This window comes from Chryseobacterium sp. FR048, from assembly GCF_056844665.1.
Genome location: NZ_JBXDSE010000001.1, coordinates 954,827 through 979,240, shown reverse-complemented (window position 1 = coordinate 979,240; position 24,414 = coordinate 954,827). Strand labels below are relative to the sequence as shown.

Here is a 24,414-nt window from a genome sequence, read left to right as displayed (position 1 = left end):
ATATTAATCAGATGGAAAATAATAAAGTGCCTCAACGTATCCTGGACCATATTGTAATCAGTCTGTATTTTACGATTGCATATGCTGTTTTAATAATTGTTTACCTAGGACTGCCGATTAGCGTGTCTTCTGATTTTTTATTGATATTATTTATTGCCTGTACTTTATTGTTTAGTACTGCTGCTATTTATTTTGCCGTTAAAAGTTATAAGAAAGCAAAGGTGAGTTCAATTATTCTGATCATTGTAAATTCTTTAGGATTATTAATCCCACTGATTCTTTTACTGATGATTTTTACATAAAGAATCAATTTAAATAACCTCAATTCGTACTAAGTATAGATTTCCTGATTTATTTAACGTCATAGTCCCAAAGATTTTTACCCAAACCAGAAGAAATATTCTCCAAAGCATTTTACTTACAAAGACAGTACTTAGACTTTGCTGAACAGAGTGCCTTCGCGATCGGAAAATAAAAGCTACCTATTGATATAGCTTTGCGAACCTTGCGTTAAAGTAATGTATAGAAGTAATGGATATGAATGAGTTTGAAAGTCTTTGTTTTTATCCTCAAAACAATGGTTTGTAAGACCCTGAATAATATAAGTAGCCAATTTTTCAAGACTTAATCAACCAGCTTTAAAACTTTCTTCTTTTCAGTCTCTATCATATTTTTCTTTTTTAAACATTTTTTAAAAAGTAAAGTGGTTTTACCAATATATATTAAATTTCAAAATGTTAAATTTTATACTTTATCATAAAATTTTCTAATATTATGTTGTTTTGATAATTTTTTGGCAGATCTTTTGATATTGAAACATTGCTTATCGATAAGAACTAACGAACTAATAATCATTTTTTTTAACAGTTTAAATAGTAGTAGTGATGAAACAACAGAATCAAAACCAGGAATTTCGTTTCAACGAAGTTCTCTTTGAGCACCGTAACAGGGAATACGGAGCCTATGTATTAAGAACCGAATCAGATAGAATATTAACCAAAGCACTTTTTATAGGAGCCAGTTTAATGGCAGCAGTGTCGATTACACCGTTTGTGATTTCAGCATTCAAACCTGCAGAAACACCTGCAGGGCCAGTATTTGAGCTTCCAAGAGTTGTCGAAATTCAGGAAGTAGAAAAGCCGAAAGATCCTCCTGCACAGATTGTAAAACCAGCCACTCCGCCTCCAGCTGTAAAAACTTATGATAATACAGTGCCGGACCCAAAAGCGATTGTTACTAATGAGAAAAAAGAGTTAGAGGACAAAACAAATGCTGTAGCAAGTGTACAAACATCAAAAGGCGAAGACGCTAAAACAGATGTTTACATTCCGATTGTTCCCCGTACCATCGGGGGAGATGGGCCGGTTGTAAAAACTCAGCCTGTGATTTCCGATCCGGTGGATAAAAATAAAATTGCAGAAGCTGGAGAATTAGGCTCTGAAGCTAATTTCACAGGAGGAATAGATTCCTTCAGAAATAAAGTAATGAACAATTTTGACGGTTCAGGATTTGAATCAGAAGAATTGGTAAAAACAACAGTAACCTTTATTGTAGAAATGGACGGTACGATTTCGGGGGTAAAAGCTAATGGAACCAATGCCGATTTTAATAATGAGGCAATTAGAACAATCAAATCAATCTCAAACAAAGGAAAATGGATTCCTGCCAAAAATAAAAAAGGCGAATTCGTAAGAAGTTATTTCAAATTTCCGATTTCTATGAAGTTTGATTAATTGTTCAGAAAACAATTTTTAATAGTTATCCACAAAGATTTTTTTTTGTGGATAATTTTTTTTATCGTTAAAATGCTTATTAACAATATTTTAACTCAATTTTGATTTTCCCCATTCACCGGGAGCAAAGAAAAAAGTGTATTTTTGAAACTTAAAGTTCGAATAATGGCAAAAATCATAGGTATTGCTAATCAGAAAGGAGGTGTTGGTAAAACAACCACCGCTGTAAATTTGGCAGCAGCATTAGGAGTGTTGGAAAAAAGAATATTAATCATTGACGCTGATCCTCAGGCGAATGCTACATCCGGTCTGGGTGTTGAGGATGTTCAGTACTCTACATATAATCTTTTAGAGCACAGTGCAGATACAAGACTTTGTATCAAAAGAACTGCGACTCCGAACCTGGATATTATTCCGTCACATATCGACCTGGTCGCTGCGGAAATCGAATTGGTAGACAAAGAAGACCGTGAGTATATGCTGAAAAAAGCATTGGCAAGCGTAAGAGATGATTATGACTATATCATTATCGACTGTGCACCGAGTTTAGGTCTTATTACCGTGAATGCCCTTACAGCGGCAGACTCAGTAATCATTCCGATCCAGTGTGAGTACTTTGCATTGGAAGGATTAGGAAAACTTCTGAATACCGTAAAAAATGTTCAGAAAATCCATAACAAAGACCTTGGAATAGAAGGACTTCTTCTGACGATGTATGACAGCAGATTAAGACTTTCTAATCAGGTAGTGGAAGAAGTGAACTTACACTTCCCTGAAATGGTTTTTGAAACCATCATCAGCAGAAACGTAAGATTGAGTGAAGCACCGAGTTTCGGAGAAAGTATCCTGAACTATGACGCTGAAAGTAAAGGAGCCGTTCAGTACATTCAGTTGGCTGAAGAAGTTCTTTTGAAGAACGAAAATTTAGTAAAGAATTAAATTAATAATAAATGGCTAATAAGTGAATGCTGGTCATCACTTATCCAACATCATTTATATCTATGAAGGACAAAAAAAGAGCTATGGGACGCGGCTTGGGCGCCATTTTAAGTGCAGAATCCAAAGCAACTGTCAATTCAGCTACCGATGAGGGAGCAGATAAGTTTGTGGGAAATATTGTGGAAGTTGCGCTTGAAGATATTTATCCGAACCCAACGCAGCCGAGAACTTATTTTGATGAAAAAGCATTAAACGAACTTGCACAGTCTATCAAAAACTTAGGCGTGATCCAGCCGATTACCTTGAGAAAAGACGGTGAGAAGTTTGAAATCATATCCGGGGAAAGACGTTACAGAGCAACTAAAATTGCCGGTTTAACGACTATTCCTGCCTATATCCGTTTAGTAAACGATCAGGAACTTCTTGAGATGGCTCTTGTTGAAAACATCCAGAGAGAAGACCTTGATGCTATTGAAATCGCTTTGACGTATCATAGACTTTTGGAAGAGATCGGTCTTACTCAGGAAAACCTGAGCCAAAGAGTAGGAAAAGATAGAAGTACCATCACCAACTCGATCAGATTATTGAGACTGAATCCGGATATTCAGAATGCCATCCGAAGCGGAGAGATTTCTGCAGGACACGGAAGAGCAATCATCAGTCTTGAAAGCGAAGAAGATCAGCAGGTTTTATTCGATCTGATCATCAAAGAAAAACTAAACGTTCGTCAGGCAGAGCAGGCTGCTGCTGCATTGAAGAATCCAAAGTCTCCGGCTGCAAAAAAAGCAAGTGTGGAGCTTTCCAATAATTATAAAAAGGCCCAGAAGACCATTGCTGATATATTAGACGTAAAGGTAGAAATCAAAACTTCTGGAAATGGTAAAAAAGGTAAAATTGTTCTGGACTTCAAAAATGAAGAAGAGCTGGAATATATTTTATCCCATATTAAATAATGAAGAAAATATTTTTCACATTTTTCTTGTGTATTGCTGCATTGGCTTACTCACAAGTTAAACCAATCGATACCGTTCGGATGCAGGCTCCTCCGAAAGAAGAACCCCGTACGATAAAACCAAGTAAAACGGAGGCAAAGATCATTGAAGATCTGGAGAAAGCGAACGGTCCCACAAAGAAGACTGTAAAACTAAATCCTACCAGAGCCGGTTTATATTCAGCAGTTTTACCAGGATTGGGCCAGTTCTATAATAAAAAATACTGGAAAATCCCTATTGTTTGGGGAGCTGTGGGAGCGGGAGTAGGTATTGCAGTATGGAATGATAACCAATACAAAAAGTACCGTGAATATTATGTGGCTAAGCTTAATGGAACACCTAATGAGTTCGTAGACAGCCACCCATGGCTGGATAAAAGAGCTTTGGGAAATGCCCAGGACAGATCCAAAAGACAAAGAGACTATGCCATTGCCATTACGGGATTGATCTATATTCTGAACATTGTAGATGCGGTAGTAGATGCCCATCTTTACGAAAGCCGCCATGATCCGGACCTGAGTTTCAAACCATCACTTATTCAGGATCAGTATGGATATGATACCCCGAAAACAGGGTTTAGTTTAAGTTATAGATTTTAGTATACAACACAGACGTACAATTCTTTAGGAAGAGTGTCGCATTAAAAAATAAAAAGATTATATGAAAATAGCATTAGTCGGTTACGGTAAAATGGGTAAGATCATTGATGAGATCGCACAGAAAAGAGGTCATGAAGTAGTTGCCCGTCTGAAAGAAACCCCAACTGCTGAAAATCTTAATAATCCGGATGTTGTGATTGAGTTCTCTCTGCCGGAAGTGGCGTTTGAGAACATCAAAGCCTGTCTGGAAAATAAAATTCCGGTTATCTGCGGAACGACAGGATGGCTGGATAAAAAAGCTGAAATAGAAAAACTGGCTGTAGAAAATGATACAGCATTCCTATATGGTTCAAACTTTAGTTTAGGCGTAAACCTGTTTTTTGCTTTAAACGAAAAGCTTGCTGACCTGATGAAAAACGTAGATGAATATTCTTGCCAACTGGAAGAAATTCACCATATCCATAAAAAAGATGCACCGAGCGGGACTGCAATTTCCATCGCAGAAGGCATCATCCAGAACAATCCGAAGTTTGATGCATGGAAACTTGAAGAAACGGAAGGGCATCAGCTTGGAATCTTTGCCGTACGTGAAGATGAAGTTCCGGGAACCCACAGCGTATATTACAGAAGCGAAGTAGATGAAATTGAGATCAAACATACTGCGTTCAACAGAAACGGGTTTGCATTAGGAGCTGTAGTAGCTGCTGAGTGGATCAGAGATAAAAAAGGCAACTTCGCAATGAAAGACGTTTTGGGACTTTAATTTGTAACAAATTCTGTAAATTGCAGACAAATAAACAGGATAATGATGAATAGTGAATTGTAAATAGCGAACAGCTGTGATCATTTATTACTCATCATTTATCATTTATATCATAAGAATAGGCACAAAAAATTTATGAATTATTTTTTAACTTATACAGTGTATGTCCTCATTTTATCCGTATTGATGGGGATTTCATCCTGGAAGATGTTCAAGAAAATGGGGTATAACCCTTTATTGGCTTTTATCCCTTTCTATAACTATTTCATTATTCTGAAAGAAACAAAACATCCGAAATGGTGGGCTATTTTGTCTTACCTTCCGATCGTAGGACCGATCATGATGTCTGTTTTTCACCTTTACTTAGTGAAGAAGTTTGGAAAAACACTTTTCAAAGACCATATTCTTACTGTGATCCTGCCGTTTATTTATATGGCGGTGATCAACTATTCGAAAGATTTAGAATTAGAAGATGAAAATGCAAACGAACTGTTCCTTACAGACGAAGAGAAAAATGACAAAAAGAAAGATACCTTTATCGGATCTATTACTTTTGCAGTTGTTTTTGCAACCATCATTCACGTTTTTGTAACCCAGCCGTTCGGGATTCCTACAGGATCTATGGAGAGAACACTATTGGTAGGAGACTTCCTTTTCGTCAACAAATGGAGCTACGGATACAGATTGCCGATGCGTCCAGTTGCAATCCCGTTCCTTCAGGGAACCATTATGGATACAGGACAGAAAGGAAACCCTAAGGATGACCCGAAATCTTATGTAGACGGAGTAAAATTACCTTATACAAGAATATTACAATTCAATAAGCCACAAAAAAATGACGTAGTTGTTTTCAACTATCCTCAGGATTCTGTACATACAGCGATCGATAGAAAAGATCCATACGTAAAAAGATGTGTGGCTACAGCAGGGGATACTTTCGAAATGAGAGCCGGAAGACTTTTCGTGAACGGAAAGCCTGAAACAGTTCTTGGAGATCAGGAAGTACAACATGCATATATAGTTAATACTTCAAGCCAACTTGATATTCCAACATTATATAAAGGCTATGGTTTTTTGCCTGTAAGAGAAGAACAGTCGGATAATGGTTTTACGTATACTTTTCAGGGATTAACAGATAAAGTAGCTAAGGATATTAAAGCATTGCCAAATGTAATTGATATGCAAGAAAGTGTTTTACCCAAAGGCATGGCTGCAATTCAATACAAATTGAATGCTGATAAAACAGCATATACTAAGAGTATCGATACCACTCAGTCTATTTTCCCGGTTAATAAACCTTGGAACCAGGATTGGTATGGGCCGGTGAGAATTCCTAAAAAGGGAGATGTTGTCGCAATCAACAAAGAAACACTTCCTATGTACAGATGGATTATCTCTGAATATGAACATAACAGTTTAACAGAAAAAGATAATCAGATCTTCATCAACGGTAAGCCAGCATCCAGCTATACGATCCAACAGGATTATTATATGATGGTAGGGGACAACAGAGATGCATCATTGGACGCAAGATTCTTTGGTTTCGTTCCGGAAGAAAATATCGTTGGAAAACCAATGTTTACATGGATGAGTCTTCAGGGAGCATTCTCTGACAGCAGCTCTTCTTATCAGGCACCATTCAAGATCCGTTGGGACAGAATGTTTAAAGCAACCAATACAGGAGAAGCAAACAAAACTTCTTACTGGTGGATTGCAGCAATGATCCTGATCCTGTTCTTCGGATGGGAATACTTTGTGAAATTATTCAGAAAGAAAAACACGGAAGAATAGTGTTTAAAAGTAAAATATTTAATAAAGTCCTGCTAACAGGAAGCTTTATTGTAACTCTTTTTATTATTGCAAAACTCTCAGGGGTTTTGCAATATGCTTTTGTGCCACAGGCTGGAAATGAGCCCACCATTAAAAGAGGATCATTTGTTTTTATGAGTAATATTTTACCGTATGATCAATTTACAATGCTCGCGTATAATCAAAGAAATCCGGCCTATCCGGAAGGAGTCTATGTACAGAGATTAATAGGAGTGGAAAATGATAAAGTATGGATTAAAGATGGAAACGTATATGTCAATGGAGTATTGATTGATCGATTTAATGTTAAACATACTTATAAAATAGACAGGGCGTACGCGAATGACCTTATTTTCAAAGGAATTGATGAACATGAAATTTTTCAGTTGGATGAAAATTATTTTCTTACCCAATTGAGTGATAAAGAGCTTAACGGTAATTTTTTTCATGAACGGTTTATAGATTCCAATCCCAGCCCGGATATTGATAAAGTATACCATCATAAAGAATGGAATGCTGATAATTTTGGGCCTATAGTGGTTCCGGGTGGAAAGTTATTTTTACTGGGAGATAATCGTAATGCAAGCTTAGATTCCCGCTACCTTGGCTTTGTTGACGAAAATGAGGTCGTCGGAAGGATTTTTTATCCTAAAAATTAGAATTTATTATTATGCAAAATATTTTATTGCCGGCATTTTATATGCCCCCAATTTCATGGTTTTCAGTGTTTTTGGATGCTGAAAACGAAATTATATTTGAACAGTTTGAGCATTTTCCTAAACAAACCTATAGAAACAGAGCGAATATCTATGGGGCCAATGGAAAACTTTCATTGATCATTCCTATGAACCATAATGGGAAGAGAGAAATGAAAGACATCGAAATCTCATACACGGAAGACTGGAGAACCCTTCACTGGAAGTCGATCAAGACAGCTTACCAAAGCTCGCCTTATTTTGAGTACTATGAAGATAAATTCAGAAAAATCTTTGATTTGAAAGAAAAATTTCTTTTGGATTTTAACCTTAAAGGATTAGAAGTAATCCAACAGGTACTAAAAACAGAAAAGGCACACTCTTTGAATGAAGAATATATCAAAAATCCGGACGGAATCAATTTAAGAGAAAAATTCTCGGCAAAACATCCCTCAGAATTTGAAATGGAGGAATATTACCAGACTTTCTCAGATAGATTAGGATTTCAGAAAGATTTATCGGTTCTGGACCTTATTTGCAACAAAGGCCCTGAATCGCTTGCCTACATAAAAAAAGTAAAACAGTCATAGCAGTACACACTCTCCCTGTCAAGGAAATTTTCAACCATAAAACAGAGAAATGATACTGATTGTATATGACTTAAATTAAATATCAACATATGAAACGCCTGTGGCAAATTTTGACACTCAGAATCTGAAGATAAGGCGTTCCATAAGACTAATTAATAAATAAAAATATACGAATGAAAAAGGTATTATTAGCTGCCGTTTTTTTAGCAGGTTTTAATCTCTCCTTTGCACAGGAGTCTAAAGCTAAAAGTATTGACCCCAAAGAAGATAAAGATCTGATGACCTGGTATCATAAAGATTTTGCCACTTCAAAAGTATACGGTGTAAATACAGCAAACGCCTATAAATATTTAGAATCCAAAGGTCTGAAACCTAAAACCGTTATCGTTGGAGTTTTAGACAGTGGGGTACAGGTAGATCATCCGGGGCTGGTGAAAAATATATGGACCAATCCTAATGAAATTCCGGGAAATGGAAAAGATGATGACGGAAACGGATATATCGATGATGTACATGGATGGAACTTTATAGGAGGAAAAAACGGAGATATTGGTATCGACAATATGGAAGTGACAAGAGTGGTGGCCAAATACAAACCGATCTTCGAAGGTCCTGATTCTACAAAGAATAAAGCCAACCAGGCTAAGATGAGAGATGAGTTTGAGATGTACATGAAAGCCAAAGATCTTTATAGCAAAAAAAGTATTGAGGCTAAGCAAAACTTCCGAACCTATTCTATACTGAATGAGCTGATCCCTAATATGGTAAAACTGCTGGCAGGAAAACCTGTAACAGCAGAAACAATCAGAGGAATCAAAGCCCCTACAGATCAGAGAGATGCTATTGCCCTGGATTTTTTAGGTCAGATTTCTACGAGCCCTGATTTCAAAGGAAAATCAGCAGCTGAGTTTGAGAAAAAAATGAAGGAGGATATGAAAGAGGCGATAGATAACTTTGCCCCTGCAGAAAAACAGTATGACCTGAATTATGATCCGAGAAAAGAAATTGTAGGAGATAACTATGATGACTATTCTGAAAAAATCTACGGAAACAACCACTACGAAGGAACAGATGCAGAGCACGGAACCCACGTGGCAGGAATCATAGCTGGTCTTCCACAAGGAAAAGAAGTACAGTATGGTGTAGCTTCCAAAGTAGCCAAGATCATGTCTGTAAGAACCGTTCCTAACGGAGATGAAAGAGATAAAGACGTTGCCAATGCGATCAGATATGCTGTAGATAATGGAGCCAAAGTTTTAAACATGAGCTTCGGAAAACCAGTGTCTCCAGGTAAAAATGTGGTCTGGGATGCTTTCAAATATGCAGAAGATAAAAATGTTCTTCTGGTAAAAGCAGCAGGAAATGAAAATGAAGATGTAGCCGAGCATCTGGCATATCCTACCAACTTTAAAAATGTTAATGATGAAAAACCTTTTGTCAATAATGTTATTGTAGTAGGCGCAAGTACTAATAAAAATAATGCCTTAAGAGCAGATTTCTCTAACTTCAACAAAAAAATGGTTAATGTTTTTGCTCCGGGAGAAGAAATCTATTCTACCGTACCCAAAAACGAATACAAATACCTTCAGGGAACTTCAATGGCTTCACCTGTTGTAGCAGGAGGGGCAGCTTTGCTGTTGGCATATATGCCGGATCTAAAACCTTATCAGATTATTGAGGCTCTGGTAAAAAGCAGCAATCCAAGCACCGCCAACGGATTTGTAAATGAATCACAGGCCGGAGGAGTAATCGACCTGAAAAAAGCAGCAGAATACGCCTACACTCATTTCTATAATGATAAAACATCCACCAGTACGGCCAGCCCTTCGAAACGTAAGTCCAGCGAAGTCAAATCCGTAAAAAAGGCTGTTAAAAAATAGTTTATCTCCCTGTGTTTAAGGAGAAACCATAAAAAGTCCGGATTTTTTCGGACTTTTTATTTTTTATTTTCAATTTTGGCACGGTTTTTTGTAACTTTATACTAACAAAATAATAAACAACAAAATGAAAAAGTTACTACTTGCAGGGATGTTAGGAACATCACTTTTTGCAGTGTCGTGTTCCTCTGTAAATAAAGCAGCTACATCTCAAAATCAAAGAGCAGATTTCCTTACCATGAAAGGAGATTGGCAGATCGTGAGCGTAGATTACGAAAAAGGATATAAAATTAAGCCTTTTGACGAAGGTGCAGATGCACAGTGCTTTGTAGGCAGCCACTGGAGACTGATTCCTAATAACTGGACAGGGGCGTATACTTTAAACGGTGGTGGAAATTGCCCGGCAATTACACAGCCTATCAAATTTGAAGTAAAAAACGGTAATACGTTTATGTTTAAAAAAATTGCTTCAGGTACGAAAGCTAAACAAAATACAGCAGGGTATACACTTACTCTGATCAATCAGACTACAGATCAGTTTTCACTGGAGCAGGACGTTCCGTTTGAAGGAGGTAATGTAAAAGTAGTTTACAACTTCCAGAGAACAGGAATGAAATAATTTATCAACATAAAAGATCAAAAAAAATGAAATTTACTAAAACATACGTAGGAGCTCTTTTCTTGTCATCAGCATTATTATTGACAAGCTGTGAAGCCGTTCAGAATTCTAATCACCAACAGAGAGGTACTGCAGTAGGAGCTGCATCCGGAGCCGTACTTGGAGGAATCCTTGGAAACAATGTAGGAAAAGGTGGAAATGGGGCAATCGGTGCCGTATTAGGCGGTATTATCGGTGGTGTTGCAGGTAACGTTATCGGTAACAAAATGGATAAGCAGGCCAGAGATATTAAAGAAACATTACCGGGAGCTCAGGTAGAAAGAGTAGGTGACGGTATCAAAGTAACGATGAATGAAAGTATTGTAAACTTTGCTTTCGACTCTTCAAACCTTACTTCTGTTGCTCAGACTAACCTTGATAAATTAGCTACAGTATTAAGTAATAACCCAGATACTAATATCAACATCTACGGACACACAGACAGCGTAGGTAAAGATGCGTACAACATGGCCCTTTCTCAAAGAAGAGCTGACGCTGTAAAAGCTTACTTAGTTGGAAAAGGAATTGCAGGTAGCAGAATGTTCACAAAAGGTGAAGGGAAAAACATGCCGGTTGCAAGCAATGATACTGACGAAGGAAGAGCTAAAAACAGAAGAGTTGAATTCGCGATTACTGCAAATGAGAAAATGATTAATGATGCCAAGCAAGGGCAGTAATTAATTTAACATATAAATATTTTCGTAAAAGACCGCCCCGGCGGTTTTTTTTGTATTTTTATGCTGGAAATTTTGAATTTGTTATTTTTGCAATTGAAATCTTTATGATTCAAAATCCCTTTCATAACACAAAAGATGATATAACCACCAAAAAGAAATAAAGATTTCGAAATAAATAACATAAATGAAGAAAAATTTAAAACTGCTCCGAGCAGAACAACGGCTAAAAAGCCCGTTTGTATTTGTCCCCCTGTTTTTTTTAGGTAATATTATCAATCTTGATTTACTTCCAGAAAGTATCCTCCAGTTTTGATACAATAAAATTATATCTGTATGAACAGAATAACATTCAAGTTTCTGGCAATATTGCTACTTTTTTTATATATCCTGTTTTCTCATTTTATCATATCTTATGTTGGTTCTTACGCATGGGATGATGGAGCCATTACGCTCGCTTATGGGAAAACTCTCGGTACTGTCGGGAAATATGCTTTAACTGCAAGTAGCGAAATCGTAGAAGGTTCTTCCAGCAATTTTATTGTATTTCTGACAGCGATATTTGTCAAAGTTTTTTCACCTGATTTTTACCAAACTATCAGGTTTTCTCAATATAGCACATTATTTTTTACATTAGTGACAATGTTACTGACTTTTCGGTTTCTGAAAAAACAGAATTTCAATGATTATGTCAGTTTGCTGATTGTTGGGATTTTGGGAATTGTTCCAATGTTTCTGATGGAAATGTGCAACGGGATGGAAATGACGGCGCTATCAGCTTTTCTGCTACTTTTTCTTTGGTGTTATGAGAAAAAAAGTCAATGGATTTTTCCTGTAATTGTAATATTGTTGTTAATCCGTTTTGAAACCATTTTTTATCTGTGTTCTGCGCTTTTTGCACAGATTGTTTTTAATAAAAGTGAACGGAATTATCTTATTAAACTACTTGTTTTTACATTGTTGATGTTTTCTGTCACCGAAATAATCCGCTATTTTTATTTCGGAGCATTAGTACCTAATACAATCACCGCAAAGATGAACCCACCCTATTCGAGAACAAGAAGAATAAAATGGGAAGGGGGAATTGAATTTATTAAAAACTATTTTTTTCCTCTAATATTGTTGTTGTTTGTGATCATTACAACACAGCTTAAAAAAAGTTTTGGAGATATAAAATTCTGGTTTATTATTTCTTTTCTTGTTTTTTCATTAGTTTCGGGAACAAATTCGGGGTATTTGGGAAGAATGACATTTGCAATCTATCCCTTCATTATTATAATGCTGTGCGAAAAACTGCAGCAAACATCATTTTCTTTTAGAAAGAAATATTTACTGGTTGTAGCCGTATCCATTTTAACATTAGCTTCTAATTGTTTTTTATACAAAAAGATCTATGAAACCGCCATATTCGGAGGATTTTCTCAAAATAAATTCTTACCTGAATTTTTTAAAGATAAAGTCAAGAAGTTAGACCTGTCAAAGTATGATAGTGAATCTGTTTCTATGGTTACTCCTGAAAATTATAGACTTACAGGAAAATCCGTTGATTCTTTGAGAAATGTACTTAGCCTTAAAGAAATAAAATTTATGGTTCCCGATGTAGGAGGTTTAGGTTTGGGCTTTGACAAAATAAATATTATCGATTCTGCATTACTCACGAACAAAGAATTGGCAAAAAAAGGATATTCTTATTTTGAAACATATCTACCTTTGTCAAATCCGGACGTTATTGAAACTCATGGGGTTTGGACAAAGTGGACAAATATTTATTCTTTAGAATATTTCAAAAATAATTTTGTACCGATTATATTTGATAATAGTTTTTTTTGGCTCAACAAAAAATATATTGACAGTATAAGGAATAATAGAAATTTATCTGTCAATTATTTGGAAATGAATAATATAAAAAATGGGGTTAGATATTTTTATAAAGATGAAATCCAAAATTGTCCACCACTTTTGAATATTTCCAAAAAATAAATTTTTATTTTATTATTTTTACATCAGAAACCGCATAAATGAAGAAATATTTAAAGCTGCTCCGAGTAGAGCAATGGGTAAAAAACCTGTTTGTATTTGTCCCTCTGTTTTTTTCAGGTAATATTACCAATCTTGATCTGCTTACAGAAAGTATTTTCGCCTTTGTCATATTTTCCCTTGCAGCAAGTGTCGTTTATATTCTGAATGATTATAATGATATTGAAGCAGACAGGAAACATCCTGAGAAAAGAAGAAGACCTTTGGCCAGCGGGGCGATTTCAAAATCAAAAGCAATAGGAATTCTTATCGGGTTGGTGATTACGGATATTGTACTTGTATTCTTAGCACAGACGTACTTTCATCAGTCATTATGGAAATTTGCCACCATCATTGGCTTCTATGTAGTGATGAACCTTGCCTATACTTTCAGACTCAAGCATGTTCCAATCATTGATATATTCATCATTGCGATAGGATTTGTATTACGCGTACTGGCAGGTGGATATATCACCGGGATCAGTATATCACAATGGGCTATTCTACTGACCTTTGTATTGGCATTGGTATTGGCCATCGGAAAAAGAAGAGGCGAATTGATCAATGCACAGGTTTCAGGAAAAACAAGAAGAGCTTTGGATGGATATAACGTTCAGTTTGCAGATATTGCATTATCCATTTCCATTACACTGGCTATCGTATGCTATCTGATGTTTACCCTTTCGCCGGAAGTTCAGGCGAGATTCCATCAAAGGGTTTTTTATACAGTAGTTTTTGTTGTATTTGCATTATTGAGATACCTTCAGCAGACGCTGGTGTACAACAGAACAGAATCACCTACCAAAATTGTATACAGAGACCGTTACATACAGGTCACTTTATTACTTTGGGTCGCCACATTTTTAATCCAAATTTATTTTAAAAAATGAAGCCGAATTTCACACAGAAAGTTACAAACTGGGGAAACTTCCCGGTAGTGGAAAAAGAAATGAGATCTGAGGACAGCTTCAAAAAGATAAAAGAATTTGTACTCAATCACAATGAGATCATCGCAAGAGGAAACGGAAGATGCTATGGAGATGCCTCGTTGGGAGAATCCATATTTTCTACCAAAAAATTAAATAAATTCATCAGTTTCGACCGTTTAAACGGAGTGATAGAATGCGAATCCGGTGTACTTCTTTCCGATGTACTGGAGATCGCCGTTCCGCAGGGATACTTCCTGTATGTGACTCCGGGCACGAAGTTTATTTCAGTCGGTGGAGCTATTGCTTCCGATGTACACGGTAAAAACCACCATGCAGAAGGTTGTTTTTCAGAATATGTGATTGAATTTAAATTAATGACTGAAAATGGAGAAATCATTACCTGCTCCAGAGAGGAAAATTCAGAAAAGTTCTGGGCTACCATTGGTGGGATGGGACTCACCGGAATTATTCTTACCGCAAAATTTAAGCTTAAAAATATAGAATCTGCCTACATTCGTCAGGAAAGCATTAAGGCGGAAAACCTTGATGAGATCTTTAAACTGTTTGATGAAAGCGAAAGCTGGACCTATACAGTAGCCTGGATCGACTGTCTTCAGAAAGGAAAAGATATTGGAAGAAGTATTTTGATGAGAGGTGAGCATGCCTTTCAGCACGAGCTGCCTCAGAGTATGGGTAAAACTCCTTTAAGATTAAAGAAAAAACTACAGCCTACCATTCCTTTTTACTTTCCCGGATTTGTATTGAATGCACTGACGGTAAAAATATTCAATTGGCTGTATTATAAAAAGCAGTCTAAAAAAGAGGTTAAAAACTTTATCGACTACGAAACATTTTTCTATCCTCTGGATGCGATCAATGAATGGAATAAGATCTACGGAAAATCAGGATTTATACAATATCAGATGGTAATTCCGAAAGAAGCAGGGAAGGAAGGGATGAAAAGAATACTGGAAACCATTGCCAAAAGTGGAAACGGATCATTCCTGGCAGTTTTAAAACTTTTCGGAAAACACAATCCGGAGGCCTATAATTCATTTCCGGTGGAAGGATATACCCTGGCTCTGGACTTTAAAGTGAATTCAAAGCTGAAGAAACTGGTAGATCAGCTGGACAGTATCGTACAGGAATTTGGAGGAAGAATTTATCTTACCAAAGACAGTATGAGCAGATCATCACTGACCAATTATCTGAAAAATATTCAAAACCCTAAATTTGTGTCTTTGCAGCACAAAAGAATCATAAACAACAACTCATAATGATAGTTCTGGGAAGTACGTCTGAAGTGGCACAGGCTTTTGTGGAGAAAACACTTCAGGAAGGAGAAAAATTTGAAAAAATCTATCTTTTCACCTCAAATAAAGAAACTACAGAAAGATTTGCACGGCATATTGATGTAAAGTTTCTGCAACAGTCGGAAGTCATTGAAATTGACCTGATGAAAGAAATTGATTACAATAGATTTGATAATATCAACTCAAATGTATTATTTTGTGCCGTAGGATATTTGGGAGAAGGAACTGAAGAAGGGCTGTATGATAACAGGAATACAGAGCGTATCATTGATATTAATTATTCAAAGCTGGTACCTCTGATGAACTATTTTGCCCACAAATTTGAAAGCAGAAGATCAGGAACAATCATCGGGCTCTCGTCCGTGGCAGGAGATAGAGGAAGACAGAGTAACTTTATCTATGGAAGTGCAAAAGCAGCCTTTACAGCTTATTTAAGCGGGTTAAGGAATTATCTGTTTGATAAAAAAGTACATGTTCTTACCATAAAACCTGGATTTATGGCCACCAAAATGACTGAAGGTCTGCCTTTGAATCCTAAGTTGACTGCTACCCCAAAACAGGCTGCTGCCTGCATTTATAAAGCCTTTAAAAAGCAAAAGAATGTAGCGTATGTTTTGCCGGTTTGGAGTATCATTATGTTGATCATCAGGAATATTCCTGAATTTATATTCAAAAAATTAAAGCTTTAAAAAAATGAAAAAATTGTATTGTTTTGATTTTGACGGGACACTGACGTATAAGGATACCATGTTTATGTATCTTAAATTCTACGATTCTACAAAATACCGGATACAATTTTTGAGACATGTGCCGCTCTTCATTCTGTTGAAACTCAAACTGGCTGAAACAGAAAAAGTGAAGAAAAGCTTTATCGGCTCCATTCTGAAAGGACAAACTCAGGAAAAAATAGAGCTGAAGTCTAAACAGTTTTTTGAACATCACTATCCTAAAATCGTACGGGAGAATGCACTCGACTTTATAAAAAATATCGATAGGAATAATACACAAAGTTTATTGGTAACCGCGTCACTGGATATTTGGGTGAAGCCTTTTGCCGATGAACTGAAAATGCAGCTTGTTTCTACACGGGCAGAGTTTAAGAACGGTGTTTTCACAGGAAACTTTATCGGTAAAAACTGTAACGGAAAAGAAAAACTGGTGCGGATAAAAGAAGAAATCAACGATTCCAGGTACGATAAAATTATCGCATTTGGTGATACTTCCGGCGATCGGCCAATGTTGAAGTGGGCAAATGAGGGACATTACCAATTTTTTCATTAATTTTGGGAGGTAAAAGTGTAAAAAATGAAAAGTCTGCTATTTGCTTTGATGATTATTCTGATGAGTTGTGCGAATGCACCGTCTCAAAAGGATTCTTCTATGCAGAAAAAGGCAGAACTTCTTATATCGGAATCGCAGGGCGGGGCAGATCAGCCTGGCTTTAGAATCCTTAAAGACGAGAAGGATTTTCGTAACACGATAAAAACAGGTTTCGGATGGGTGAATCTCGGGAAAGAACCCGCCACAGATTATCCGAAATTTCCAAAGAATAAAAAAGTTGTTGTATACAACTTAGGCAGCTTCAGATCAGGAAGTCACAGGATCACAGAAATCAGAGATGTATCCGTGAAAAACAAGATCCTATATGTTGAAGTTCCGGCCGGGGAACCGTCCGGTGGAATGGAAATTCAGGTGATGTCTAATCCCTGGATTATTTTTACCGTTCCTGCAGATTACCAGTTTACCTCCGTAGAATTAAAATATTCAAAATAATAATGGATAAAGTATATTTAGATAATGCCGCAACCACTCCGCTTGCAGAAGAAGTCATAGATGCAATGGTGGGCACTATGAAAATGAATTTCGGAAACCCGTCTTCAACGCACAGCTTTGGGCAGGAAGCAAAAATCCTTATTGAAAATGTAAGAAGACAGGTTGCAGACTATCTTCATGTAACTCCTGCTGAAATCATTTTCACTTCCTGTGGAACCGAATCAAACAACATGATCATCAAATCCGCTGTAGAACATCTCGGCGTACAAAGGATCATCAGCTCTCCTCTGGAGCACAAATGTGTTTCTGAAAGTATTCTGGATATGAAAGCCAGAAAAGGAGTAGAAGTGAGCTATATCCGCCCGAATGAAAAGGGTGATATTGATCTCAATAAATTAGAAGAACTTTTAAAAGCTTCAGATAAAAAGACATTGGTAAGCTTGATGCACGCCAATAATGAAATAGGAAATCTGATGAACCTTAAAAAGGTAGCGGAACTGTGCAAAGAACATAATACACTTTTCCATTCAGATACAGTACAGACCATGGCTCATATGAACCTTGATTTCTCTGATATTCCTGTAGACTTTGCTTCTTGCAGTGCTCATAAATTTCATGGGCCTAAAGGATCAGGTTTTGCTTTTATAAGAAAAGCAACAGGCCTTAAAGGAATTATTACCGGTGGGCCTCAGGAAAGAAGTCTGAGAGCCGGTACAGAGAATGTAAGCGGTATCGTAGGACTTGGGAAAGCATTGGAACTTTCATTGAATCATATGGAGGAATATACCCAACATATGCAGGACATCAAAGATTATGCTATCGAAAGATTATCTGCTGAAATAGAAGGCATCAAATTCAACGGAAGAAGTGCTGAGAAAGAAAACAGCCTTTACACGGTATTGAGCGCTTTATTGCCTTATAAAAACCCATTGATCGGGCTTCAGCTGGATATGAAAGGAATTGCAATTTCTCAGGGAAGTGCATGTTCTTCGGGAGCATCAAAACCTTCCATGGTAATGATGATGGTACTTTCTGAGGATGAAATGGATCACTGTACGCCGTTACGTATCTCTTTCAGCCATATGACGACCAAGGCAGAGATTGATACCTTAGTGGATGCTTTAAAGGAAATTTCAAGCGATTACACTATAGAAAAAACTAATGTTGAGCATAGATAGTCTTATGATGTAAAAGTCGTAATTTTGAGGACTCAACAGATGGGAAAAAGAAAATAATATTAATTAAAATAAAAGAGACAAAAATGGCTTTAGAAATTACAGACAGCTCATTTCAGGATACGGTTTTAAAATCAGAAAAACCGGTATTAGTAGACTTCTGGGCAGTATGGTGTGGACCTTGCAGAACTTTAGGACCAATCATCGAAGAAGTTGCATCAGATTTTGAAGGAAAAGCAGTAGTAGGAAAAGTAGATGTGGACAACAACCAGGAAATTTCGATGCAGTATGGTATCAGAAATATCCCTACAGTTCTTATTTTTAAGAACGGTGAGGTAGTAGACAAACTAGTAGGTGTAACTCCAAAAGAGGTAATCGCTGAAAAATTAAGCGCTCACTTGTAAAAAAACAATTGTGATAATGAATACCTTCCGTAATTGGAGGGTATTTTTTTTGAAAATAATTTGCAGGTATTAAAAAAAGGTGTAATTTTGCAACCACGAAAAAGAAACGAAGTTCTTTCACACAAAACATGATCCGGTAGTTCAGCTGGTTAGAATGCCGCCCTGTCACGGCGGAGGTCGCGGGTTCGAGTCCCGTCCGGATCGCAAAAGTTTATCAATTTACTTTTAAAACAAAATTAGATCCGGTAGTTCAGCTGGTTAGAATGCCGCCCTGTCACGGCGGAGGTCGCGGGTTCGAGTCCCGTCCGGATCGCAACTATTTAATCAAAATAGTACAAAATGCTGTAAAATAGATGTTTTACAGCATTTTTTGTTTTGTGCCTGTTCCAAATGGAGCTAAAAAACCACAATCTGAAAGTGACCTATTCAGTGACCTGTTTAAAAGGTTGAAAAAAGGTCACTGCAAAGTAAGAAAAAAGCCTGTTCATGGGCTTGTTCAGAAATTGAACATCTTGTGGGATGTTTTTAATGATTTTAATTTGAAATTTTTAAAAACGGCACATATGAATAAGACATTCAACCTACTTTTTTATCTCAAAAAAGCTAAAATCAACACTCAGGGAGAAGCACCCATCTACATGAGAATTACTATTGACGGAAAAATTTCTGAAATCAGTACAAAACGGACTGTATTACCTTCTAAATGGAACTCCCCGGCTCAAAGTGTAAAAGGGTCTTCAGAAGAATGCAAATCACTAAATTTTTATCTTAAAACATTTGAGCAGAAAATTTATGATACCTATCATGAACTAATAAGAGAAAGTGAACCGGTAAGCTGTGAAATTATTAAGAACAGACTATTGGGCAGAGATCAAAAAAATCGAATGTTGATCCCAATATTTCAGGATCATAATGAGAGGATGGAGAAGTTAGTAGGGAAGGAGTATGCTAAGGGAACCTTAACCCGCTATAAAACCTGCTTAAGCCATACCAAAGAATTTTTGCGGTGGAAATATGATATTTCTGATATTGATATTAGAAAAATTAATTATGCCTTTCTCAATGATTTTGAATTTTTTTTACGAACTGAAAAACTTTGTGGTAATAATACAGCCGTAAAGTATGTTATGAACTTTGGGAAGATCATCAGAATTTGCTTGAATCATGATTGGTTGGAAAAAGATCCATTTATGAATTATGATTCAAAATTTGATGAAGTAACAAGAGTATTTCTTAATGAGCAGGAGTTAGAAAAACTTTTTACCAAAGATTTCAAAAATATGAGACTATCATTGGTCAGAGATATCTTTTTATTTAGCTGCTATACGGGGCTAGCATATATTGATACTCGAAAGTTAACTACCAACAACATCAATATTGGATTAGATGGAACCCGATGGATTTTTATCAAGCGACAAAAAACGAAAACAACCTCTAATATTCCATTGCTTGCCCAAGCAGAATATATCGTTGAAAAATATAAAAATCATCCGACCTGTGTAAATAGTGGAAGATTACTTCCTATTCTCAGCAATCAAAAAATGAATGCTTATCTGAAAGAAATTGCTGATTTGTGTGGTATCAATAAAGAATTAACCTATCATATAGCACGTCACACCTTTGCGACAACAATAACTTTGGCTAACGGAGTTCCAATGGAAAGTGTAAGTAAGATGTTAGGGCACAAAAACATGAAAACCACACAGCATTATGCAAAGATTTTGGATAAGAAAGTAAGTGAAGATATGTTGATTTTGAAGAGTGTTTTGGAGAAAAAGGGGATAATGAAGAAGATTGGATGATGGATTTATTTTCAGAAAATAAATTGTACTAATGACAGAATGCAGAAGGGACATATTACATGCGAAAATTATCAATCTTAAAATAATTACCTACTATCCCTTAGATCAAGAAATTATGGTCCATAATCCAAAAATCAAGTTGTACAATTAGTTTAGGATGTGTGTAAGTTAAATTTAATTTTTTTTGCTACGTAAAGATATAATTCGTTACATTATAATATATTGTCACCTTTTACGATTGTGATCTCAATCATAAATGAGTTTTCAACTTAATAGTAAATTTGTTTGTTCCTGATCGTAAGAAGATTCTTTTTTCTATCGCTTTAATGGCACGGATCACCATTTCTAAACGTAATACCGTGAGATCAGCCATTTGTTTGCGGATTAGACGAACCAGATATTCTGTTTGTTTATCTTTTACATAACGGGTATCTTTGAAGTAGTCCATTAAAACTTTAAGTCGGATGTTGGGATCTTTAGAGAAAATATGTCGTGACATTACCATTTTATAATGAAATCGCCGGGAAAGATTTTCGTTGATCTTTGCCGAATATTGTGGATGATCTTTCAACAGGGTAAAGAAATTTTTTGGAGGGAAGCTCAAAAATGCTGCAATTCGTTAATGCTATGACATTGGTGGGATAGGTTTCCTTAATGAAGAGTAATACTTCTCCGAAGGATTGCGGAGCTTCAAAGATATTCTGGATAAATTACGGTCATCTTCGCTGAAATTGTTCAGCTTTACCTTTCCCGATAAGATTTGAAAATAAGAACTGCTTTTCATCCCTTCCTCATAGATAAAATCTCCGCATTCATATTCTTTGATAATGCATCCATACTGCTTTAAAACTTTTCCGGAATTATAGTTTAAAGATACAATATTAATAGAAGTTATTTCCAGAACTCATCAGCATAAACATCTTTTTTCTCATGGTGAATATGATCCAGTTCTTTTCCGATCCTGTCCAGAACAGCATGGTTAAGTTTTTCCTCCAAATGGGGAAACCAGTTCCGTTCTTCAAAACGGATATGCTGTTCAAGAAGTTCCGCAAAATCAGAAAGTAGACGGGTATCTTCCGAGTGTTCGATTTGAGAAGTCAGTACCTTTATCTGAGCATGTTCTGACCTGATGCGTTCAGTATATTCATCCTCAAGATGAGCACAAAGGACCTGTTCTTCATCTCTGAAATGTTCTTCCAGATGATTCTGCCAGAAGTGAAGAATATACTTTATAATTCTGTCCTTTTCAACTTTCTTCTTCAGTCCTTGTCTGATTTTCCAGCTGCAAAGTAATCCGAAATGATGATCCCGTGAAAGAAGAATTATATTTTGGTTACGCTTCATGATTTTTTAATTAAAATAAAAAAAGAAAACTAAACCTCATAAGTTTCTGAAACCTATGAGGTTTAAAGTAAAGATTATATTATCGTTTTTCTTTCAATGACCAGCCGAATTTTAACCCGATGATAAAAACAACCAGCAGAAATTCTCCGGCAGCTAGTAAAATATCGCCGGGAACCCGCATCCATCTTAAGAAATGCATGATATCCGTCTGCATAAATTCTGCGGAACGGGCATACCAGTATCCTTCTTTAATAGAGGCTACCGATTGCATAATACCTATAGGAAGAAGGCTTATTGTCACCATAACCAATAATCCGATATTGGTCAGCCAGAAAGCCCAACCTATTAATTTGTCATTCCATTGGCGGTCCGGGTACAGACCTCTGAGAACAAACATCATCAATCCGATTCCTAAAATTCCATATACTCCGAACAGAGCAGCATGACCATGAACAGCCGTTGTGTTTAATCCCTGGATATAGTACAGGGCAATCGGAGGATTGATGGCAAATCCGAAGATTCCTGCTCCTAGGAAATTCCAGAAACACATGGCGATAAAACAATATATTGGCCATTTGTAGGCCTGAATCCATTTTGTAGATTTGCTGAGCTGATAATTCTGATAGGCTTCATAACCAATCAGGACAAGAGGTACAATTTCCAATGCACTGAAGGTAGCTCCCAAAGCAAGCACAGCAGTAGGCGTAGCGCTGAAATACAGGTGATGGAAAGTACCTAAAATACCTCCGCCAAGGAAAATAATAGTAGAAAATAATACGGCATTGGTAGCGGATTTCAGGTGTAATAATCCCAATCTTGTAAATAAGAATGCCGCCACTACGGTAGCAAAAACTTCAAAGAAACCTTCTACCCAAAGGTGTACAACCCACCATCTCCAATATTCGGCAATAGCCATATGAGTTTGCCTTCCATACATCAGACCGGCGCCATAGAACATGGCAATTGCTACAGAAGAAAGAGTAAACAAAAGGAGTAAGTGGCGGTCTCCGTCTTTACGTCTTAAAGCAGGAAGTAATGCTCTTACCATCAAAATCAGCCAGAGAATCAGCCCGATCAGCAATAAAATCTGCCAGATTCTCCCCAGTTCTACATACTCATATCCCTGATGTCCCCATAAAAAGTTATCTACCAACCCTAATTTTTGCATCACTCCCAGCCATTGCCCGGTTAAAGATCCCAGCACAACGATCAGTAACGCTCCGAACAATACATTGACACCTAATTTCTGATATTTGGGCTCATATCCCGAAACCGCTGGTGCTATATACAATCCTGTAGCCAGCCATGAGGTAGCAATCCAGAATATCGCCAGTTGGACGTGCCAGCTTCTGGAAACAGATTGAGGAAGAAACTGATCTAAAGGAATGCCGTAGAAACCACTTCCTTCGACTCCGTAATGGGCTGTAATGACTCCGGCAAGCATTTGAACCAGGATCAGTAAGGCAACCACCCAGATATATTTTAAAGTAGCTTTCATAGATGGTGTAGGCTTCATATTCCGCAGAGGATCTTCAAGAGGAAGCGCTTCGTTGATTTCTTCCTCTTTATTCCTTGCGTGATAAAATACCAGAAGCCCGACACAAGCCAACAGTAACAGTACACTGAATCCTGACCACAGGTGGAGCGATGGAGGCGGAATATTCCCTACAGCCTCATCATGAGGCCAGTTGTTGGTATAGGTGACATCATCTCCGGGTCTTTCTGTAATGCAAACCCAGGTACTCCATGCAAAAAAGGTATTCATTCTGGCCATCCTTCCGCTATCTTTGATGGTATTTTTGGGAATGGCATACTGATCACGCAGTTCCGACATGGAAGGATCATTCATGAATAATCTGGAGTAGTATTGAGAAAGCTGCTTTTGTACTTTTGCTCTTTCAGGAGAAAAGACGATCTCATTTTTATTTTCATTGAAAGTATTGGTACGGAGCTCCTTTTTCAGCAGTACCTGATACTTTGCCTGTTCATCATCAGGAAGTTCTTTGTATGTCTTACCTTCCTTTTTGGCCAGTTCGTCAAGCAGAAGAACCGCTTCCCGATGAAGATAATCGGCAGTCCAGTCAGGGGCAATATAAGCGCCATGTCCCCAGATGCTTCCCACGGTCTGTCCTCCAATAGACTGCCATACATTCTGACCATCTTTAATGTCCTGTCCCGTGGCAATCACTGTCCCGTCTGTACTTACTATTTGATCCGGAATCGGAGGAACTTTTCTATAGATTTCGGTTCCGTAAAATATAAGAACTGCAAATGAGGCAATCATCACAATAGCAAGTCCTATCCAAAGTTTTTTAGGTGTCATTCGGAG

25 protein-coding genes and 2 tRNA genes are annotated in these 24,414 nt (G+C 37.0%); 23 read left to right on the top strand and 4 right to left on the bottom strand.

Annotation, left to right across the window (positions count from 1 at the left end; all coding sequences use genetic code 11):
• The first annotated feature begins 11 nt into the window (after window positions 1-11).
• From AC106K_RS04470 to AC106K_RS04360, 23 genes are all read left to right on the top strand, one after another.
• Complete coding sequence (locus AC106K_RS04470) at window positions 12-302, top strand: hypothetical protein (protein WP_482443467.1); 291 nt, start codon at window positions 12-14, stop codon at window positions 300-302.
• A 582-nt stretch (window positions 303-884) separates the two neighbouring features.
• Complete coding sequence (locus AC106K_RS04465; protein ID WP_482443466.1) at window positions 885-1,733, top strand: energy transducer TonB; 849 nt, start codon at window positions 885-887, stop codon at window positions 1,731-1,733.
• A 165-nt stretch (window positions 1,734-1,898) separates the two neighbouring features.
• Window positions 1,899-2,672 carry a ParA family protein gene (locus AC106K_RS04460; RefSeq protein ID WP_047099017.1) on the top strand — a complete coding sequence of 258 codons (774 nt, stop codon included), beginning with the start codon at window positions 1,899-1,901 and terminating at the stop codon, window positions 2,670-2,672.
• 62 nt (window positions 2,673-2,734) lie between these two features.
• The gene (locus tag AC106K_RS04455) at window positions 2,735-3,625 is read left to right on the top strand and encodes a ParB/RepB/Spo0J family partition protein (protein ID WP_047099018.1); all 891 of its coding nucleotides are present in this window, start codon (window positions 2,735-2,737) and stop codon (window positions 3,623-3,625) included.
• Window positions 3,625-4,263, top strand: a complete 639-nt coding sequence (locus AC106K_RS04450; RefSeq protein WP_482443465.1) for a DUF5683 domain-containing protein — start codon at window positions 3,625-3,627, stop codon at window positions 4,261-4,263. The genes AC106K_RS04455 and AC106K_RS04450 overlap by 1 nt, the downstream gene beginning before the upstream one ends.
• Window positions 4,264-4,324: 61 nt before the next feature.
• Window positions 4,325-5,026 (top strand): 4-hydroxy-tetrahydrodipicolinate reductase, encoded by a 702-nt coding sequence (gene dapB / locus AC106K_RS04445; protein WP_185290165.1) that lies wholly within the window; start codon window positions 4,325-4,327, stop codon window positions 5,024-5,026.
• Between the two features lie 135 nt (window positions 5,027-5,161).
• Entirely contained in the window at window positions 5,162-6,817 is a 1,656-nt protein-coding gene (lepB, locus tag AC106K_RS04440) for a signal peptidase I (RefSeq protein WP_482443464.1), read from the top strand.
• The gene (gene lepB / locus AC106K_RS04435) at window positions 6,817-7,494 is read left to right on the top strand and encodes a signal peptidase I (protein WP_482443463.1); all 678 of its coding nucleotides are present in this window, start codon (window positions 6,817-6,819) and stop codon (window positions 7,492-7,494) included. The genes lepB (AC106K_RS04440) and lepB (AC106K_RS04435) overlap by 1 nt, the downstream gene beginning before the upstream one ends.
• Window positions 7,495-7,505: 11 nt before the next feature.
• The gene (locus AC106K_RS04430) at window positions 7,506-8,120 is read left to right on the top strand and encodes a WbqC family protein (protein ID WP_482443462.1); all 615 of its coding nucleotides are present in this window, start codon (window positions 7,506-7,508) and stop codon (window positions 8,118-8,120) included.
• Window positions 8,121-8,293: 173 nt separating this feature from the next.
• Entirely contained in the window at window positions 8,294-10,000 is a 1,707-nt protein-coding gene (locus AC106K_RS04425) for a S8 family serine peptidase (RefSeq protein ID WP_482443461.1), read from the top strand.
• 124 nt (window positions 10,001-10,124) lie between these two features.
• Complete coding sequence (locus tag AC106K_RS04420) at window positions 10,125-10,616, top strand: lipocalin family protein (protein WP_047099023.1); 492 nt, start codon at window positions 10,125-10,127, stop codon at window positions 10,614-10,616.
• 26 nt (window positions 10,617-10,642) lie between these two features.
• A complete protein-coding gene (locus AC106K_RS04415; RefSeq protein WP_047099024.1) occupies window positions 10,643-11,332 on the top strand; it encodes a YiaD family glycine zipper/OmpA-like lipoprotein in 690 nt (229 codons plus the stop codon).
• Window positions 11,333-12,460: 1,128 nt separating this feature from the next.
• Window positions 12,461-13,309 carry a hypothetical protein gene (locus tag AC106K_RS04410; RefSeq protein ID WP_482443460.1) on the top strand — a complete coding sequence of 283 codons (849 nt, stop codon included), beginning with the start codon at window positions 12,461-12,463 and terminating at the stop codon, window positions 13,307-13,309.
• Window positions 13,310-13,347: 38 nt separating this feature from the next.
• Entirely contained in the window at window positions 13,348-14,235 is an 888-nt protein-coding gene (locus AC106K_RS04405) for a decaprenyl-phosphate phosphoribosyltransferase (protein WP_482443459.1), read from the top strand.
• Window positions 14,232-15,551, top strand: a complete 1,320-nt coding sequence (locus AC106K_RS04400) for an FAD-binding oxidoreductase (RefSeq protein WP_047099026.1) — start codon at window positions 14,232-14,234, stop codon at window positions 15,549-15,551. Before AC106K_RS04405 ends, AC106K_RS04400 begins: the two co-directional genes overlap by 4 nt.
• Complete coding sequence (locus AC106K_RS04395) at window positions 15,551-16,276, top strand: SDR family NAD(P)-dependent oxidoreductase (RefSeq protein WP_047099027.1); 726 nt, start codon at window positions 15,551-15,553, stop codon at window positions 16,274-16,276. Before AC106K_RS04400 ends, AC106K_RS04395 begins: the two co-directional genes overlap by 1 nt.
• Before the next feature lie 4 nt (window positions 16,277-16,280).
• Window positions 16,281-16,868, top strand: a complete 588-nt coding sequence (locus tag AC106K_RS04390) for an HAD-IB family hydrolase (protein ID WP_047099028.1) — start codon at window positions 16,281-16,283, stop codon at window positions 16,866-16,868.
• A 24-nt stretch (window positions 16,869-16,892) separates the two neighbouring features.
• Entirely contained in the window at window positions 16,893-17,360 is a 468-nt protein-coding gene (locus AC106K_RS04385) for a hypothetical protein (RefSeq protein WP_482443458.1), read from the top strand.
• Between the two features lie 2 nt (window positions 17,361-17,362).
• On the top strand, window positions 17,363-18,538 hold the full coding sequence (locus tag AC106K_RS04380) for a cysteine desulfurase family protein (RefSeq protein ID WP_482443457.1): 1,176 nt from the start codon (window positions 17,363-17,365) through the stop codon (window positions 18,536-18,538).
• Between the two features lie 83 nt (window positions 18,539-18,621).
• Window positions 18,622-18,939, top strand: coding sequence for a thioredoxin (gene trxA, locus AC106K_RS04375; protein WP_482443456.1), 318 nt, complete (start codon window positions 18,622-18,624; stop codon window positions 18,937-18,939).
• Between the two features lie 130 nt (window positions 18,940-19,069).
• Window positions 19,070-19,143 (top strand) — tRNA-Asp (locus tag AC106K_RS04370).
• Between the two features lie 35 nt (window positions 19,144-19,178).
• Window positions 19,179-19,252, top strand: a tRNA-Asp gene (locus AC106K_RS04365).
• Window positions 19,253-19,385: 133 nt separating this feature from the next.
• Window positions 19,386-20,741, top strand: a complete 1,356-nt coding sequence (locus AC106K_RS04360) for a site-specific integrase (protein ID WP_482443455.1) — start codon at window positions 19,386-19,388, stop codon at window positions 20,739-20,741.
• Window positions 20,742-20,991: 250 nt separating this feature from the next.
• Here AC106K_RS04360 and AC106K_RS04355 read toward each other — a convergent pair whose 3' ends face one another.
• The 4 genes from AC106K_RS04355 to AC106K_RS04340 form a co-directional block, all read right to left on the bottom strand.
• Window positions 20,992-21,240, bottom strand: coding sequence for a hypothetical protein (locus AC106K_RS04355; RefSeq protein WP_139174032.1), 249 nt, complete (start codon window positions 21,238-21,240; stop codon window positions 20,992-20,994).
• A gap of 7 nt (window positions 21,241-21,247) precedes the next feature.
• Entirely contained in the window at window positions 21,248-21,439 is a 192-nt protein-coding gene (locus tag AC106K_RS04350; protein WP_482443542.1) for a hypothetical protein, read from the bottom strand.
• A gap of 193 nt (window positions 21,440-21,632) precedes the next feature.
• Window positions 21,633-22,085, bottom strand: coding sequence for a hemerythrin domain-containing protein (locus tag AC106K_RS04345; RefSeq protein ID WP_071447302.1), 453 nt, complete (start codon window positions 22,083-22,085; stop codon window positions 21,633-21,635).
• A gap of 79 nt (window positions 22,086-22,164) precedes the next feature.
• Entirely contained in the window at window positions 22,165-24,408 is a 2,244-nt protein-coding gene (locus tag AC106K_RS04340) for a nitric-oxide reductase large subunit (RefSeq protein ID WP_071447301.1), read from the bottom strand.
• Window positions 24,409-24,414: the final 6 nt, after the last annotated feature.

Excerpts from the sequence above, each read along its gene's own strand:
- AC106K_RS04470 (WP_482443467.1), top strand. The coding sequence starts at position 12 with ATGGAAAATAATAAAGTGCCTCAACGTATCCTGGACCATATTGTAATC.
- AC106K_RS04465 (WP_482443466.1), top strand. The coding sequence starts at position 885 with ATGAAACAACAGAATCAAAACCAGGAATTTCGTTTCAACGAAGTTCTC.
- AC106K_RS04460 (WP_047099017.1), top strand. The coding sequence starts at position 1,899 with ATGGCAAAAATCATAGGTATTGCTAATCAGAAAGGAGGTGTTGGTAAA.
- AC106K_RS04455 (WP_047099018.1), top strand. The coding sequence starts at position 2,735 with ATGAAGGACAAAAAAAGAGCTATGGGACGCGGCTTGGGCGCCATTTTA.
- AC106K_RS04450 (WP_482443465.1), top strand. The coding sequence starts at position 3,625 with ATGAAGAAAATATTTTTCACATTTTTCTTGTGTATTGCTGCATTGGCT.
- dapB (WP_185290165.1), top strand. The coding sequence starts at position 4,325 with ATGAAAATAGCATTAGTCGGTTACGGTAAAATGGGTAAGATCATTGAT.
- lepB (WP_482443464.1), top strand. The coding sequence starts at position 5,162 with ATGAATTATTTTTTAACTTATACAGTGTATGTCCTCATTTTATCCGTA.
- AC106K_RS04430 (WP_482443462.1), top strand. The coding sequence starts at position 7,506 with ATGCAAAATATTTTATTGCCGGCATTTTATATGCCCCCAATTTCATGG.
- AC106K_RS04425 (WP_482443461.1), top strand. The coding sequence starts at position 8,294 with ATGAAAAAGGTATTATTAGCTGCCGTTTTTTTAGCAGGTTTTAATCTC.
- AC106K_RS04420 (WP_047099023.1), top strand. The coding sequence starts at position 10,125 with ATGAAAAAGTTACTACTTGCAGGGATGTTAGGAACATCACTTTTTGCA.
- AC106K_RS04415 (WP_047099024.1), top strand. The coding sequence starts at position 10,643 with ATGAAATTTACTAAAACATACGTAGGAGCTCTTTTCTTGTCATCAGCA.
- AC106K_RS04405 (WP_482443459.1), top strand. The coding sequence starts at position 13,348 with ATGAAGAAATATTTAAAGCTGCTCCGAGTAGAGCAATGGGTAAAAAAC.
- AC106K_RS04400 (WP_047099026.1), top strand. The coding sequence starts at position 14,232 with ATGAAGCCGAATTTCACACAGAAAGTTACAAACTGGGGAAACTTCCCG.
- AC106K_RS04395 (WP_047099027.1), top strand. The coding sequence starts at position 15,551 with ATGATAGTTCTGGGAAGTACGTCTGAAGTGGCACAGGCTTTTGTGGAG.
- AC106K_RS04390 (WP_047099028.1), top strand. The coding sequence starts at position 16,281 with ATGAAAAAATTGTATTGTTTTGATTTTGACGGGACACTGACGTATAAG.
- AC106K_RS04385 (WP_482443458.1), top strand. The coding sequence starts at position 16,893 with ATGAAAAGTCTGCTATTTGCTTTGATGATTATTCTGATGAGTTGTGCG.
- AC106K_RS04380 (WP_482443457.1), top strand. The coding sequence starts at position 17,363 with ATGGATAAAGTATATTTAGATAATGCCGCAACCACTCCGCTTGCAGAA.
- trxA (WP_482443456.1), top strand. The coding sequence starts at position 18,622 with ATGGCTTTAGAAATTACAGACAGCTCATTTCAGGATACGGTTTTAAAA.
- AC106K_RS04355 (WP_139174032.1), bottom strand. The coding sequence starts at position 21,240 with ATGTCACGACATATTTTCTCTAAAGATCCCAACATCCGACTTAAAGTT.
- AC106K_RS04345 (WP_071447302.1), bottom strand. The coding sequence starts at position 22,085 with ATGAAGCGTAACCAAAATATAATTCTTCTTTCACGGGATCATCATTTC.
- AC106K_RS04340 (WP_071447301.1), bottom strand. The coding sequence starts at position 24,408 with ATGACACCTAAAAAACTTTGGATAGGACTTGCTATTGTGATGATTGCC.